At 71.5% G+C, this 13,586-nt stretch carries 12 protein-coding genes; 7 read left to right on the top strand and 5 right to left on the bottom strand.

From position 1 onward, the window contains the following. Positions 1–103 precede the first annotated feature (103 nt). Entirely contained in the window at positions 104–712 is a 609-nt protein-coding gene (locus tag ETD86_RS15105; protein ID WP_211370044.1) for a dihydrofolate reductase family protein, read from the bottom strand. A gap of 316 nt (positions 713–1,028) precedes the next feature. On the opposite strand from ETD86_RS15105, the gene ETD86_RS15100 reads away from it, so the two are divergent. Then, positions 1,029–1,685: a maleylpyruvate isomerase N-terminal domain-containing protein gene (locus ETD86_RS15100; protein ID WP_138666778.1), complete on the top strand. Its 657-nt coding sequence runs from the start codon at positions 1,029–1,031 to the stop codon at positions 1,683–1,685. Between the two features lie 54 nt (positions 1,686–1,739). Here the strand turns inward: ETD86_RS15100 and ETD86_RS15095 are convergent, their stop codons facing one another. From ETD86_RS15095 to ETD86_RS15085, 3 genes are read right to left on the bottom strand one after another with little or no spacing between them, the layout of a single operon-like run. After that, positions 1,740–3,245: a tripartite tricarboxylate transporter permease gene (locus ETD86_RS15095; RefSeq protein WP_138666777.1), complete on the bottom strand. Its 1,506-nt coding sequence runs from the start codon at positions 3,243–3,245 to the stop codon at positions 1,740–1,742. 20 nt (positions 3,246–3,265) lie between these two features. Continuing rightward, positions 3,266–3,727 (bottom strand): tripartite tricarboxylate transporter TctB family protein, encoded by a 462-nt coding sequence (locus ETD86_RS15090; RefSeq protein WP_138666776.1) that lies wholly within the window; start codon positions 3,725–3,727, stop codon positions 3,266–3,268. Between the two features lies 1 nt (position 3,728). Then, entirely contained in the window at positions 3,729–4,766 is a 1,038-nt protein-coding gene (locus tag ETD86_RS15085) for a tripartite tricarboxylate transporter substrate-binding protein (RefSeq protein WP_138666775.1), read from the bottom strand. A 172-nt stretch (positions 4,767–4,938) separates the two neighbouring features. On the opposite strand from ETD86_RS15085, the gene ETD86_RS15080 reads away from it, so the two are divergent. Next, positions 4,939–5,622 (top strand): response regulator transcription factor, encoded by a 684-nt coding sequence (locus ETD86_RS15080; protein WP_138666774.1) that lies wholly within the window; start codon positions 4,939–4,941, stop codon positions 5,620–5,622. A 6-nt stretch (positions 5,623–5,628) separates the two neighbouring features. Continuing rightward, positions 5,629–7,158 (top strand): sensor histidine kinase, encoded by a 1,530-nt coding sequence (locus ETD86_RS15075; RefSeq protein ID WP_138666773.1) that lies wholly within the window; start codon positions 5,629–5,631, stop codon positions 7,156–7,158. 51 nt (positions 7,159–7,209) lie between these two features. Here the strand turns inward: ETD86_RS15075 and ETD86_RS15070 are convergent, their stop codons facing one another. Further along, the gene (locus ETD86_RS15070) at positions 7,210–8,193 is read right to left on the bottom strand and encodes a TAXI family TRAP transporter solute-binding subunit (protein WP_246147914.1); all 984 of its coding nucleotides are present in this window, start codon (positions 8,191–8,193) and stop codon (positions 7,210–7,212) included. Between the two features lie 160 nt (positions 8,194–8,353). Between ETD86_RS15070 and ETD86_RS15065 the strand changes: the two genes are divergently transcribed. The 4 genes from ETD86_RS15065 to ETD86_RS15050 are packed head-to-tail and all read left to right on the top strand — an operon-like array spanning position 8,354 to position 13,585. Next, entirely contained in the window at positions 8,354–9,973 is a 1,620-nt protein-coding gene (locus tag ETD86_RS15065; protein WP_138666772.1) for an ABC transporter substrate-binding protein, read from the top strand. After that, complete coding sequence (locus tag ETD86_RS15060; protein WP_138666771.1) at positions 9,973–11,820, top strand: alpha/beta hydrolase family protein; 1,848 nt, start codon at positions 9,973–9,975, stop codon at positions 11,818–11,820. Before ETD86_RS15065 ends, ETD86_RS15060 begins: the two co-directional genes overlap by 1 nt. Continuing rightward, positions 11,820–12,773 (top strand): ABC transporter permease, encoded by a 954-nt coding sequence (locus ETD86_RS15055; protein WP_138666770.1) that lies wholly within the window; start codon positions 11,820–11,822, stop codon positions 12,771–12,773. The genes ETD86_RS15060 and ETD86_RS15055 overlap by 1 nt, the downstream gene beginning before the upstream one ends. Beyond that, positions 12,770–13,585: an ABC transporter permease gene (locus ETD86_RS15050; RefSeq protein ID WP_138666769.1), complete on the top strand. Its 816-nt coding sequence runs from the start codon at positions 12,770–12,772 to the stop codon at positions 13,583–13,585. Before ETD86_RS15055 ends, ETD86_RS15050 begins: the two co-directional genes overlap by 4 nt. Position 13,586 lies beyond the last annotated feature (1 nt).

Genomic DNA, 13,586 nt, shown 5'->3' with positions numbered 1-13,586 from the left:
GAGGATGACGTGGACATCCGGGTCGGGGATGGTGAATGGCACGGACACCGATGATGAGCCGGACCGCAGGCGAGACAGGCCCGGCCACGATTCGCGGATCGTTCTACTGCTCGCCCTGGGGAAGGTGGGCCTTGGCGTCGTCGTAGGAGGTGTCGCCGGGCGCCTCGGCGGGCTTGTAGACCAGGTACAGCACACCCGTCGTGAACGTCTCGGACCTGATCAGCTCCAGCGGGATGGGGCTCTCCCCCTCGTCGAACAGGCGCTCGCCCTTGCGGACGGCGATCGGGTGGACCAGCAGGTGCAGTTCGTCCAGCAGCCCGGCGGCCAGCAGCCGGCGGATCACCGAGATCGAGCCGCTCATGGCGATGCGGCCGCCCGGCTCCTTCTTCAACGCGGTCACGGCTTCGACCAGATCGCCCTGCAGGAGCTCGGAGTTCCGCCACGTGAACTCCAGGGGCTGGCGGGACACGACGATCTTTCGCGCGTCGCCGAGCGTCTTCGCGAAGCCGGCGTCCTCGCCGCCCGCGGCCTCCCGCTCCGGCCAGGCTCCGGCGAAGCTGTCGTAGGTCTTGCGCCCCAGCAGCAGGGTGTCGGCCATCTGCGCCGTCACGGCGGCGCCCATCTCGTCGTTGAAGTACGGAAAGTGCCACTCCGCCGGCTCTTCGACGACCCCGTCGAGTGAGATGAATAGGCTTGCGACGATCGTCCTCATGATGCTTCTCCAGGGAAGGGGCGAGGCCGTCCGGCCCGCCGTTCTGATGTGCCTTCAGCTTCGCGGGGCCTGCTTACGGATCGCTTAAGGTCGCCCTCTGGGCGGGGCGGCGCCAGGCATCACGAAACCGGAAGCTGGCGGGTCTGCTCGTACCGGCGGCGGGCGCCGCCCGGGTCGCGCTCAACAGTCCCGGGGTGGAAGGGCCGCGAACCTCATACCCGGAGACCTCGTGGCCGCCTCAGCGGTGACGCGGCGGGTTGCCCTGACCGAGGCGCAGTGGGCGCCGCCGGCGGCCGGGCGCTGCTAGCGTGCGGCCGTGGATCTCTTCGCACGCTCTTGGACGGCGTTGCGCACGACCGTCGCCGAACTCCCTGACGAGGACTTCGCACGGCCATCCGGTTGTGCCGGCTGGCTCGTGCGGGACCTGGTGTGCCACCTGATCATCGACGCTCAGGACGTCCTGATCACCCTCGTCACGCCCGCCGAAGCGGCGCCGACGCGCGACGCGGTGACCTACTGGGACGTCGCCGAAACGCCGCCGACCGGAGACGACCCGCTCGACGCGCTGACCGTGCGGCTGGCGGCCGCGTACGAGGAGCCTTGGCTGCTCAAGTTCCACCTCGACGACGTCGGCTCCGCCGCCGGTCGCGCCGCCGAGCTCGCCGACCCGGATCTCCGGGTCGGCACCCGCGACGAGGTGCTCACCGTGGGCGACTACCTTTCCGCGTACATCCTGGAATGGACGCTGCACCACCTCGACCTGATCGCGCACCTCCCGGACGCGGCGGAGCCGCCCGCCGAGGGCCTCGCTCGTTCCCGCGAGATGCTGGAGAAGATCGCCGGGGCGGCGTTCCCCACGTCGTTCTCCGAAAAGGACGCGCTGCTGGTCGGCACCGGACGACGCGTCCCGACGGAGGCGGAGACGGCCGAGCTGGGCGAGCTGGCGGCGAAACTCCCGCTCGTCCTCGGATGATCGTCCGGCTCCGCCGGCTTCTCGGACGTGGCGGCGGAGCTGTTCCACAGGGTCCTACTCCTCCTCGGCGAACATGATCTCGCGGCGCTTGCGAATCGTCGGGAGGGCGGCGACGACGAGCGCCGCCACGGCCAGGGCCAGGAGTACCGCGGAGATCGGCCGGGTCAGGAAGACCGACGCGTCGCCGCGGGAGATGATGAGCGCCCGACGCAGGTTCTCCTCGAGCAAGGGGCCGAGGACGAAGCCGAGCAGCAGGGGCGCCGGCTCGCAGCCGCACTTGATCAGGACGTAGCCCAGGATCCCGAAGAACACGATCGCGTAGACGTCGTACGCGTTGAACCCCAGGGAGTAGGTGCCGATCGCGGCGAACAGGATGATCATGGGGAACAACACCTGGTACGGGATGCGCAGCATGCGCACCCAGACGCCGATCAGCGGCAGGTTCAGCAGCACGAGCAGCACGTTGCCGATCCACATCGACGCGATGAGGCCCCAGAACAGCGCGGGTTCGTCGGTGATGACGTTCGGGCCGGGGGTGATGCCGTGGACGATGAACGCGCCGACCATCAGTGCCATGACCGGGTGGGCGGGCAGGCCCAGGGTGAGCAGCGGGATGAACGACGTCTGCGCGGCGGCGTTGTTCGCCGACTCGGGGCCGGCGACGCCCTCGATCGCGCCGCGCCCGAACTCCTGCTGCCGCTTCGAGATCCGCTTCTCGACGGCGTACGAGGTGAACGAGGCCAGCACGTGGCCACCGCCGGGCAGGACGCCGAGCGCGGCGCCCAGACCGGTGCCCCGCAGGATCGGGCCGACGATCCGGCGCCGGTCCTCGCGGGTCGGCCAGAGGTTCTTCACCTTGCTGACGACCGCCGTGCGGGTCTGCTCGTTCTCCAGGTTGCGCAGGATCTCGGCCACCCCGAACATGCCGACGGCGACCGACACGAAGTCGATGCCGCCGTACAGCTCGCGCTGGTCGAACACGAACCGTGGCGTGCCGGTGTAGATGTCCTGGCCGACCGTGCCGAGCAGGACGCCGAGCGCGATCATCGCCAGTGCCTTGAGCGCCGAGCCGCGCGCCAGCGCGATCGACACGATCAGGCCGAGCAGCACCAGCGAGAAGTAGTCGGCCGCGCCGAACTGCAACGCGACGCGGGCCAGCGGTGGGGCCGCGACGGCCAGCGCGACGGTGGCCACCGTACCGGCGATGAAGGATCCGATCGCGGCGGCGGCCAGCGCCGCGCCGGCCCGGCCCTGCCGGGCCATCTCGTGCCCGTCCAGCGCGGTGACCGCCGCCGACGACTCGCCGGGCAGGTTGATCAGGATGGCGGTCGTCGAGCCGCCGTACTGTGCGCCGTAATAGATGCCGGCCAGCATGATCAGCGCCGTCACCGGCTCGAAGTTGAACGTGATCGGCAGCAGCATCGCCACCGTCGCCGTCGGCCCGATGCCGGGCAGCACGCCGACCGCCGTCCCGAGCAGCACTCCCACGAAGCAGTAGAGGACGTTCTGTACCAGGAGGGCGGTCGAGAAGCCCAGCGCGAGGTTGTCGAGAAGTTCCATGCCTCAATCCGGATGCCGCATCAGAACCCCAGCCACGGGCCCCATAGCGGGATCCGCAGCTGAAGTCCGACGACGAAGATGAGCGTGCTGGCCAGGGTCAGCCCGGCGGCCACGGCCACGGCCGTGAGCGGCCGTACGCGCGTGCTGGCCAGCGTGGTGAGCAGGGCGGTCACCGCCGCTGTCGGGACGAATCCGAGGCCCCGGACGGTGAATCCGAAGAACAGGACCGCGAGCACGATGACGGCGACCGCACGCCAGGGGATCGGCCCGAACGAGATCACCTCGCCGGCGATGAGTCCCTTGATGACGATCGCCAGGCCCAGGGCTGCCGCGATCGCGCCGACCAGCAGCGGGAAGGCGCCGGGGCCCATCCGCAGCGGGGTGCCCAGCTCGTAGCCGAGCGACCCCACCACGAATGCGCCACCGATCAGGATGAAGATCCCCCCGGCGAGTACGTCAGGGAAGGACCGGCGGCGCTCCACCTCAGGAGGCCTTGACGCCGGCGTCGGCGATGACCTTGGCCCAGGTGCCGAGCTGCTCTTCGAGCTTGGCCCGGTGCGCCTGCGGGGTCGCGTCCTCGGCCGGGACCGGCGCGGTGCCGAGCTTGGCCATCTGGTCGATGACCTTCTGGTCGGCCAGTGCCACCTTCAGCGCCTCGGTCAGCTTCTGAACGACCTCCTGCGGCGTGCCCTTCGGGACATAGAGGCCGTGCCACACGCTGACCTGGAGCTTGGGCAGCCCGGCCTCGGTCGTGGTGGGCAGGTCGGGCAGGCTCTTCACCCGCTCCGGCGTGGTGACCGCGTACGCCTTCACCTCGCCCGCGGAGATCTGGCCGCTGGTGTTGGTCGTCTGGTCGCACATGAAGTCCACCTGGCCGCCGACGAGGTCGGTCAGCGCGGGGCCGGTGCCCTCGTACGGGACCTCCTGGAGCTTGACGCCGGCGGCGGTCTGGAACAGCAGGCCGCACAGGTGGGACGCGGCGCCGATGCCGGCGTTGGCCAGCGTGACCTTGTTGGCGTTCGCCTTCACGTAGGTCACGAGGTCCTGGAGCGTCGCGGGCTCGAAGTCCTTGCGGGCGACGATCGTCATCGGCACCTCGGTGACGAGCCCGACCATCTCGAAGCTCTCGAGCGGCTTGTAGCCCAGGTTCTGGTACAGCGCGGGCGCCGTCGACATGCCGATGTGGTGCATGAGCACGGTGTAGCCGTCGGGTTCGGCCCGCGCGACCTCGCCGGCGCCGACCGTGCCGCCCGCGCCCTCGACGTTCTGGACGACGATCTTGCCGCCGAGCTTGGCGGCCATCGGCTCGGCGATCATGCGGGTGACGGTGTCCGTCGGGCCGCCCGCGCTGAACGGCACGACGAACGTGATGTTCTGATCCGGGTAGCCTCCGGTCGCGGCTCCGCCAGTGGCGCCTCCGCCGGGCGCGCCTCCGCTGCCGGAGCAGGCGGCGACGAGCGAAACGACGCCGATCGCGGCGATCATCCGCGCGGCGGCCCGGTACCTGCTGGTCGTTCTCATATCGCGGCCTCCTCGTCAGCGCATTCGCATTCGTCGGTGAGTGCGCGGCCTCAGTCTCGGCGGGCAGGGACGCGCGTAGTGTCAGAGGAATCCCAAGAATGCGCCGGATGTCAGAGAAATCCCAAGAACTGAAGGGCTAACACGATTATCGACCCGGGCCGTACAATCCGGTATGCGGATCACCATCATCGAAGATGACGACCGCGTGGCGCGGGGTCTGGTGACCGTCCTGGCTCAGGCGGGGTTCGAGGTCCACCGGATCGCCACCGCCGCGGAGGCCGTACGTGCCGCCCCATCCGATGTGGTCCTCGTCGACCTGGGTCTGCCCGACGGCGATGGGCTCGACGTGATCCGCAAGCTGCGTGACCGCCCGGAGACCGCCGTCATCGCCGTGACAGCACGATCAGAGGAGCACGAGCGGGTCCGTGGCTTGCGCGCCGGCGCCGACGACTACATCGTGAAGCCGTTCGGCATCCCGGAGTTGCTGGCCCGGATCGACGCCGTCCTGCGGCGCACCCGGGTGGCCCGCGCCCTGAGCCACGAGGACGAGCCGCTCGTCCTCGGCCCGATGCGGATCGGCGTCGGCACCCGCGAGGTCACCGTCGACGGCACGCCCGTGACCTTGACCCGCAAGGAGTTCGAGCTGCTCCTGCTGCTGGCCCGGCGGGCTCCGAACGTGGTCAGCCGCGACGTCATCCTGGACCAGATCTGGGGCGCGACCTGGGAGTCCTCGAGTCGCACCCTGGACACTCACATCGCGGCGTTACGGCACAAGCTCGGGCCGGCCGTGGTCATCCGCACGATCCACGGGGTCGGCTATCGGCTCCTGGCCGACCGGCCGGAGCTGATCGGCTGACGCGCCGTGCACCGTCGCCTGCTCGTCGTCCTGGTGCCCCTCGCGGTGTTGCTCGTCGCGGCGCTGGGGGTGCCGCTCAGCGTCTCCGTGGCCGAGCGGGAGATGCAGGAGACGTACGTCGACCGGCTCAACGACGTCGGCCGGTTCGCGTCGCTGGCCGAGACCGCGCTGTCCACCGGGCGGACCGAGGCGCTCCAGCAGGAGCTGGCGCGCTACCACGAGCTGTACGGCATCCCGGTCGCGGTGATCGACAGGTCGGGCACGGTGCTGCTCGGACCAGCCGGTGCGTACCAGGAGGCGGCGCGGGCCGAGCCGGCTTTGCCCCGGATCGTGACCGCGGCGCTGGCCGGGGCGAGGCCCGAACCGTCCGGGGAATGGCCGCCGTGGGACGACTCCGCCCTCGTGGTCGCGGAGCCGGTGGGCCGGGACAGCGAGGTCGTCGGCGCCGTCGTGACGATTTCCGACCTGTCGAAGACGCGCGGGCGCATCCTCGTGCGATGGGCCCAGCTCGCCGGGCTCGGGCTGCTGCCGCTGATCGCGCTGGTGGCCGTCGCCTGGCCGGTATCGGCGTGGGTGTTGCGGCCGGTGCGGGAGCTGGACGCGGCGAGCTCGCGGATCTCGCAGGGCGACCTCACCATCCGGGCGGACGCCGAGGCCGGCCCGGTCGAGCTGCGGCGCCTGGCGGAGACGTTCAACACCATGATGGACGCGGTCGAGAACGCCGTGCAGCGGCAGCGGGCGTTCGTGTCCGACGCCTCGCATCAGTTGCGCAACCCGCTGACCAGCCTCCGGCTCGCGGTGGAGAGCCTGGAACCGCATCTGCGCGCGGCCGGCAACGGGCGGCAGGTGTACGACGTCGCCGTCGACGAGCTGAAGGCGATGCAGCGGATGCTGAACTCGCTGCAGGCCAGTGCGCGGATGGAGAGCATACGGACGGCGTCGCCGGTGGATCTCGACGCGGTGCTGGCGACCCGGGTGGACCGGTGGCGGGCGTTGACGGCGACGGCGGGGCAGACACTGGCGGTCGACGTGCCGCCGGGGTTGCGCTTGCTGGAGCCGCCGGGCGGGCTCGGCAGCATCCTGGACGAGCTGATCAGCAACGCGTTACGGCTGTCGGACGCGCAGGTGGTGGAGGTGACCGCCCGAGTGGTCCCTGGTGGTGCGGGCGCCGGGCACGGTGATGGTGCGGGCGCGGGGCGCGGCGGTGGTGCGGGCGCCGGGCAGGGCGACGCCTCCGCGGCCGGAGACGTGGTCACGATCGCAGTGCGTGACGACGGCCAGGGGATCGACGCGTCCGAGCGGGCCCAGGCGCTACGGCGGTTCTGGCGGTCGCCGCGGCATCAGAACGTGCCCGGGACCGGCCTGGGACTGGCGATCTGCGCCGACCTCGTCGGGGCGGCCGGGGGCGAGCTGCGGCTGGAGGCGGGCCTGCCGCGTCCGGACGGGTCCGGGGACGGATTCGCCGCGGTGGTCGCGTTGCCGGTCGTCCCGCGGGCGGCGTCGTCCTCCGGCGCCCCCGCTCCGTCGCCGGACTGAGAAGCCGGGCTCTCGCCCCGGCTCCGTCGTGCGTTCTGAGGAGCCGGGCTCTCAGCGCTTGCGGTCGCGGAACCAGGCGGCCGCGCCCGGATGGAGCGGGGTCGATGCGGTGGAGATCCCGGTACGCACGTTGATCTGCCACGCTTCGGGAACGGCTTCGGCGTCGTCGCGGCCGGCGGCGGTGATCGTGCCGGTGTGCGTGAAGATCGTGTCGGTGATGGCGTAGACCAGGTCGTCGGGCAGGTCGTTGCGGACGAGAAGCACGTTCGGCACAGCGACGGTGCGGGTGGCCGGGACGCCGGCGTAGGCGGTCGTGGGGATCATGGCCGGAGTGTAGGGACCTGGGAACGCCGTGAACAGCGCGTCTGCCTGCGCGTCCAACGGGATCAGCCGGATCGGGTGCCGCTGCGCCAGCTCCGTGATGGCGGGTGTCGGGACGCCGGTCAGGGAGAACATCGCGTCGATCGCGCCGGCGCGCAGTGCTGCCGCCGATTCGGCCTGGCTGAGGTACCGGCTATCGGTGTTCACCAGGCCGAGCTTGAGAATCCGCAGCGACGTGAACTCGGTGCCCGAGTCACGGGCGCCGAGGGATATGCGCTTGCCCTCGAGGTCCCGGAACTCCTCGATCGCTGAACCGGCCATGACCACGAGATGCAGGTGACTGTCGTAGAGCCGGCATATCGCCGAGAGCCCTTCGGGCGCGCTGCCGTCGGTCGTGATCAGCGCGTCCAGGCTCGTCAGCCCAAGGTGCACCTCGCCGGCCCGCAGCATCCGGATGTTGTCGGTGGACGCCCCGCTCGGCACGGTGCTCACCGTGGCCCCCGGCACCTGCTCGGAGATGTGTTCGGCCAGCGAACCGCCGATGCGCCGGTACACCGCCCCCGCCGGCCCGGTGGCCAGTCGCAGGTGGACTCTGTCGATCTCGGGCTGCTGGGAGCAACCGACGAGCAACCCTCCGGTGGCCAGGAGCACCGCCCGACGGCTGAGCCGCCGCTCGTTCGGGATGTCCCTGCCCGCCTCGGTCACGATCGGCACGGTAGCGAGCAGAGATCACGAAACAGCCCTCCCATTCCCTGCACAAGGTGTGGGTTTGACCGGCGGCCAACCCAGCGAATACTCTCAATGGTCAATTGGATTTCCCCGGTAGACACTGCAGGTAGGTGGGTTACCGATCGCACGAAAGTAGGGTCCTCCGGTGGCCGATCTTCCCCTCTCCCGGCGCTCTCTTCTGCGGTCCGCCGCGCTCGCGGGCGGGCTCGCGTCCCTGCCGGGGCTGCTGGCCGCCTGCGGCTCCACCACCCCCGCGCCGCGGCGGCAGCAGGGGAGCGTCGACGTGCTGCGGGTGGCGCTGCCCTCCTCGATCGGTTCGCTGGACGCGGGCAAGGAGGCGGGGATCATGAACTACGTCGTCGGCCTCCTGGTGCAGGAGGCCCTGGTCGGGGTCGGCCAGGACGGCAGCCTCCATCCCTCCCTGGCCGAGTCGTGGACCAGGAAGGACGCCAGGACCTACGTCTACAAGCTGCGCGCCGGTGTGACGTTCTCCGACGGCGCGCCGCTGACCGCCCAGGACGTGGTGGCCAGCCTGAACCTGCACGCGAAGAAGGGCTCCAGTACGGCGTTCGCGTACGCCTACGCGAACGTGGACGCGATCGAGGCCACCGGTCCTGCCGAGGTGACCATCACGCTCAAGAGCCCCGACGCGTCCTTCGCCTGGACCCCCTCGCCCGGCACGCTGCTGGTGACCAGCGAGAAGTTCATCGAGGCCACCGGCGAGCGGATCGGCACGCCCGAAGGCAAGCTGCTGGGCACCGGGCCGTACAAGGTGGCCGAGTTCGCCCCGGATTCGCACGTCACGCTGGAGCGTAATGACACCTGGTGGGGCGGCCGGGCGCCGTTCCGGCAGATCAAGATCGACTTCATTCCCGAGGAGTCCACGCGCCTGCTGGCGATGCGCGGCGAGCAGGTGGACGTCGCGCTGAACGTCCCCGCCGAGCAGCTCGACCAGTGGCAGACGATCCCGGACGTCCAGCTCAAGACCGCCGCCGACCGTTCCCTGGTCACCCTCGCCTTCAACACCGCCAAGAAGCCCTGGGACGACGTGCACGTACGCAAGGCCGTCGCCCATGCCGTGGACCGGGAAGGCATCGTCAGGAGCGTCCTGCGCGGGCACGGCACGGTCGCCACCACGATCCCCGACCCCGCCCAGTGGGGCGGCGTGCTGGACCAGGCCGAGGTCACCAGCCTGTACGCGTCCATCCCGCAGTACGAGTTCGACCTGGCCAAGGCCAAGGCGGAGCTGGCCCAGTCGGCCACCCCCGGCGGCTTCAGCGACGTGCTGACCTACCCCAGCAGCGGCCCGCAGCTCGGCCGGGCCGCCCTCACCCTGGCCGAGAACCTCAAGGGCATCGGCATCACGCTGGAGGTCAAGGAGGTGCCGCTGGAGCAGTGGATCGCCGACCTCGGCAAGCACGCCTCCGGCATCTACCTGGGCTGGTACTTCGCCACCACCGGCGACCCGGCCGAGTACGTCAACCAGCTCCTGCACGGCTCGGCCACCGGCGCGAACGGCACCAACATCGCCGAGTACGACAACGCCGAGGTGACGAGACTGCTCGACGATGCCAAGGGCGGCACCGACGACGCGGTCCGGGGCAAGTCGCTCGGCGAGGCGCTCGTCAAGGCCGCCGCCGACGTGCCGTACCAGCCGCTGTGGTGGGGGGAGGCGGCGACCGCGTTCGGCAAGGCGGTCACCGCCGACGGATTCGGCCCGTACTTCTTCGTCGGTCCGTGGGCTTCGAAGGTGGCCGCCCGCTGATGACCTCGCCCATCGATGTTCATCGGGCACTGGCGGGGATGCGGTATCCGGAGTCCGTGGCGCTGCATCCGGAGGGCGACCGGGTCGCGTGCGTGCTCGACGGGGTGGCGCACCTGATCGGCCTCGACGGCGACCGCACGCCCGTGCCCGGGCGGCAGCACACGCTGACGCGGTGGCTGCCCGGCGGGCGGCTGCTGCTCGCCTCCGGCGGCGACCGCGTGGAGATCAGGTCGGGCACCACCCTGGAACCGCTCTGGCAGGGCCGGGTGCGCGGGGAGATCGAGGACCTCATCCCCGGCGACGACGGCACCGTACTGGTGCGCCTGGCCGACCCCGGCAGCGAGCGCGACGGAAGCCACCTGGGCCTGCGTGTCCACGACCCCAGCGACCCCTTCGTCCGGACGCCTGGCGGGCGGCTGCGTCGGCTGGCCTGGTTCGGCGCGGACGGTGACGGGCCGCACGAGATCGTGCTGCCGGGCCTGAGCGTGTGGGACGCCGACTGGCGGGACGGCCGTGCGCTCGCGGTCACCTCCGAGGACGAGACGCCTGCGGGCTACTACCGTCCCAGGCTCGACCTGATCGACGCCCGCACCGGCGACGTGCGGGTTCTGCACACGACGTCCTGGCAGCTCAACCGGCCCAGGCTGGCCCCGGGCGGGCGGACGGCGGTGGCGGTCGAAGGGCTGTCGATCGTCTCGGGGCGGATCCTGCGCGCCGACCTCGACACGGGCCGGGTGGCGTACCTGGGAGAGGTGGACGACGTCACCGACCTCGGCTGGCTGGACGACCAGACCCTCTGGTTCACCGGCTGGTCGGGCACCGGTGTGCACGGCGGCGTCCTGAGCGCGGTCGACGGCCGGGTGCTCAGCCACTGGACCGCCTGGGGCACCCTGGGCGGTCGCGACGGCCAGCCGTCGTTGTCGGTGGACCGCTCGGGCACGTTGGCCGCCGCCGTGTGGGAGACGGCCGAGTGCCCGCCCGAGGTCGCCGTCGCCCCGCTCGGCGGCGGCGACTGGCGCCCGATCACCACGGAGAACGCCGGCCTGACGCGCCTGGCCGTCCGCCAGGCTGAGGTGTCCTGGACCGGCGACGACGGACAGGTCGTCTCCGGCCTCCTGCTCACGCGGGGGCCGGCGGGGCCACGGCCGCTGGTCGTCATCGCGCACGGCGGGCCCACCTGGTTGTGGTCCAGCGCGTTCGCCCCAGCCGAATCCAACCAGCTCGCCGTGCCGCTCGCGCACGCGGGCGCCGCTGTCCTGCTGCCCAACCCGCGCGGCAGCAGCGGCCGCGGTCAGGACTACGCGCGCGCCGTCATCGGGCGGGTCGGCGAGGTGGACCTCGGCGATCTGCTCGCCGGGGTGGACCACCTGGTGAAGGCCGGAGTCGCCGATCCGGAGCGGATGGCCGTCATGGGCCTGAGCTACGGCGGCTACCTCACGGCCTGGGCCACCACGCGTACCGGCCGTTTCCGCGCCGCCGTCGTCATGTCAGGCGTGAGCGACTGGCTCAGCTTCAGCACGGCCAGCAACCTCGCCGGCGGCTTCGACCCCCTCTACCACGGCGGGGCCGACCCCACGACGCCGCAGGGCCGTGAGCACCTGGCCGCCCGCTCGCCCGTTTACCACGCGGCCGGCGCCGCCACACCCACGCTGATCCTGCACGGCGAGGAGGACCGGACCACCCCGCCCGGCCAGGCGGAGCAGCTGTATCGTGCCTGGTCGGCGGCGGGTGTGAGCACCGAGCTCGTCGTCTACCCTCGGGAGGGGCACGAACTGGTCGAGGGCGCCCACCGCACGGACGCCGCCCAGCGTGTGATCGGCTGGCTGACCAGGGGCGGGGTGTTGTGATGGGCTGGGCCGGGTTCCTGCTGCGCAGGTTCGCGGGCACCGCCGCCGTCGTGCTGCTGCTGTCGGTCGGCGTGTTCCTCCTGCTCTACCTGGCCCCCGGCTCCATCCAGCAGACGCTGCTCGGCACCCGTCCGGCCACCGCCGAGACCATCGCCGCCATCCAGGCCCGCCACCACCTCAACGACCCGGTCGCCCTGCAGTATCTGCGCTGGTTCGGCGACGTCCTGCGCGGCGACCTCGGCACCTCCATCAGGACGGGCATGCCCGTCTCCGACATGCTCGGGCAGCGGCTGCCGCTCACCCTCGCCCTCGTCGGGTACGGCACGTTGCTGGCCGCACTCGCCGGGATCCCGCTCGGCGTGCTCGGCGCGCTGCGCCGGGGCCGGGTCACCGACAGGCTGGTGGTGACCGCCGGAGTGGTGGGGCTCAGCGCGCCGCCGTTCGCGGTCGGGCTGCTGCTGCTCGTGGTGTTCGCCCTCTGGCTCGGCTGGTTCCCTGTCTACGGCACCGGGCAGGGAGCCGGTGACCAGCTCTGGCACCTCACGCTGCCCGCCGCCGCGCTGGCGCTGGGAGCCGTGGGGTTGCTCATCAGGTTCGGCCGGGCCGCTCTGGTGCGCGAGATGGAACAGGACTATGTGGTGTTCGCCCGGGCCCGCGGGCTGAGCGGGCCGCTCGTGCTCGGGTACGCGATGCGTAACTCCCTGGTGCCGATCCTGACCGCCGCCGGGCTCGTGGTCACCGGCATGCTGGCGGGGACCGTGCTGGTGGAGGTGACGTTCGCGCTGCCGGGGCTGGGGTCGCTGCTGGTCGACTCGGTCACCTTCAAGGACGTGCCGGTCGTGCAGGCGCTCGCGCTGCTGCTCACCGTGCTCATCTCCGGCGTCAACCTGCTCGTCGACATCGGCTACTCGATCATCGATCCCCGGGTACGGCTCGGCCGGAGCGTGTCGTGAGCCGCCGCGTGCCGGTCGGCGTGAGCGTGTCGCTGGCCGTGCTCGCGGCGGTCGCCGTCGCCGCGGCGTTCGCGCCCTGGCTGGTGCCGGGCGCCACCGCCCAGGACCTGATGACCGGCATCTCGGGCCCCGGCCCCGGCCACCCGCTGGGCACCGACGACCTCGGCCGCGACGTGCTGCAACTGCTCGTCGCCGGGGCCCGCACGGCCGTGCCGGGGGCGCTCGCCGTGGCGGCCGGGTCGATGCTGATCGGGAACCTGATCGGGCTGGCCGCCGGATATTTCGGCGGATGGGTGGACACCTTGGCCATGCGCTGGGCCGACCTGATGTTCTCGCTGCCCGCGCTGCTCGTCGCGATCGTCGTGGCGGGTGTGCTCGGCGGCGGGTACGGGCCGGCCATCGGCGTGCTCGTCGTCCTGTTCGCGCCCACGGACACCCGCGTGGTGCGCGGAGCCGTCCTTGAGCAGCGGCACCGGCCGTACATCGAGGCGGCGCTGCTCAAGAACCTGTCCTCCTGGCGCATCATGACCAGGCACATCTGGCCCAACATCGCCTCGGTCGCGCTGGCCTCCGCCTTCCTCAACTTCGCCTACGCGCTGGTGTCGCTGTCGTCGCTGTCGTTCCTCGGCCTCGGCGTGCCCGCAGGCTCTCCGGACTGGGGGCGGACGCTGGCCGACAACCGCACCCAGTTGCTCGCCAACCCGTGGGCCGTCGTCGCACCCGGGCTGGCCATCATCGCCACCGCCGCCGCGCTCAACATCGTGGGCGACTGGCTGCACGAGCGCGTCGACCGGCGCGGAAGGACGCGCTGAC

Origin of the sequence: Nonomuraea turkmeniaca (assembly GCF_005889735.1) — a bacterium.
Classification (GTDB): domain Bacteria; phylum Actinomycetota; class Actinomycetes; order Streptosporangiales; family Streptosporangiaceae; genus Nonomuraea; species Nonomuraea turkmeniaca.
The sequence above is the reverse complement of the archived record's forward strand: the minus strand, read 5'-3'. Positions and strand labels throughout refer to the sequence as shown.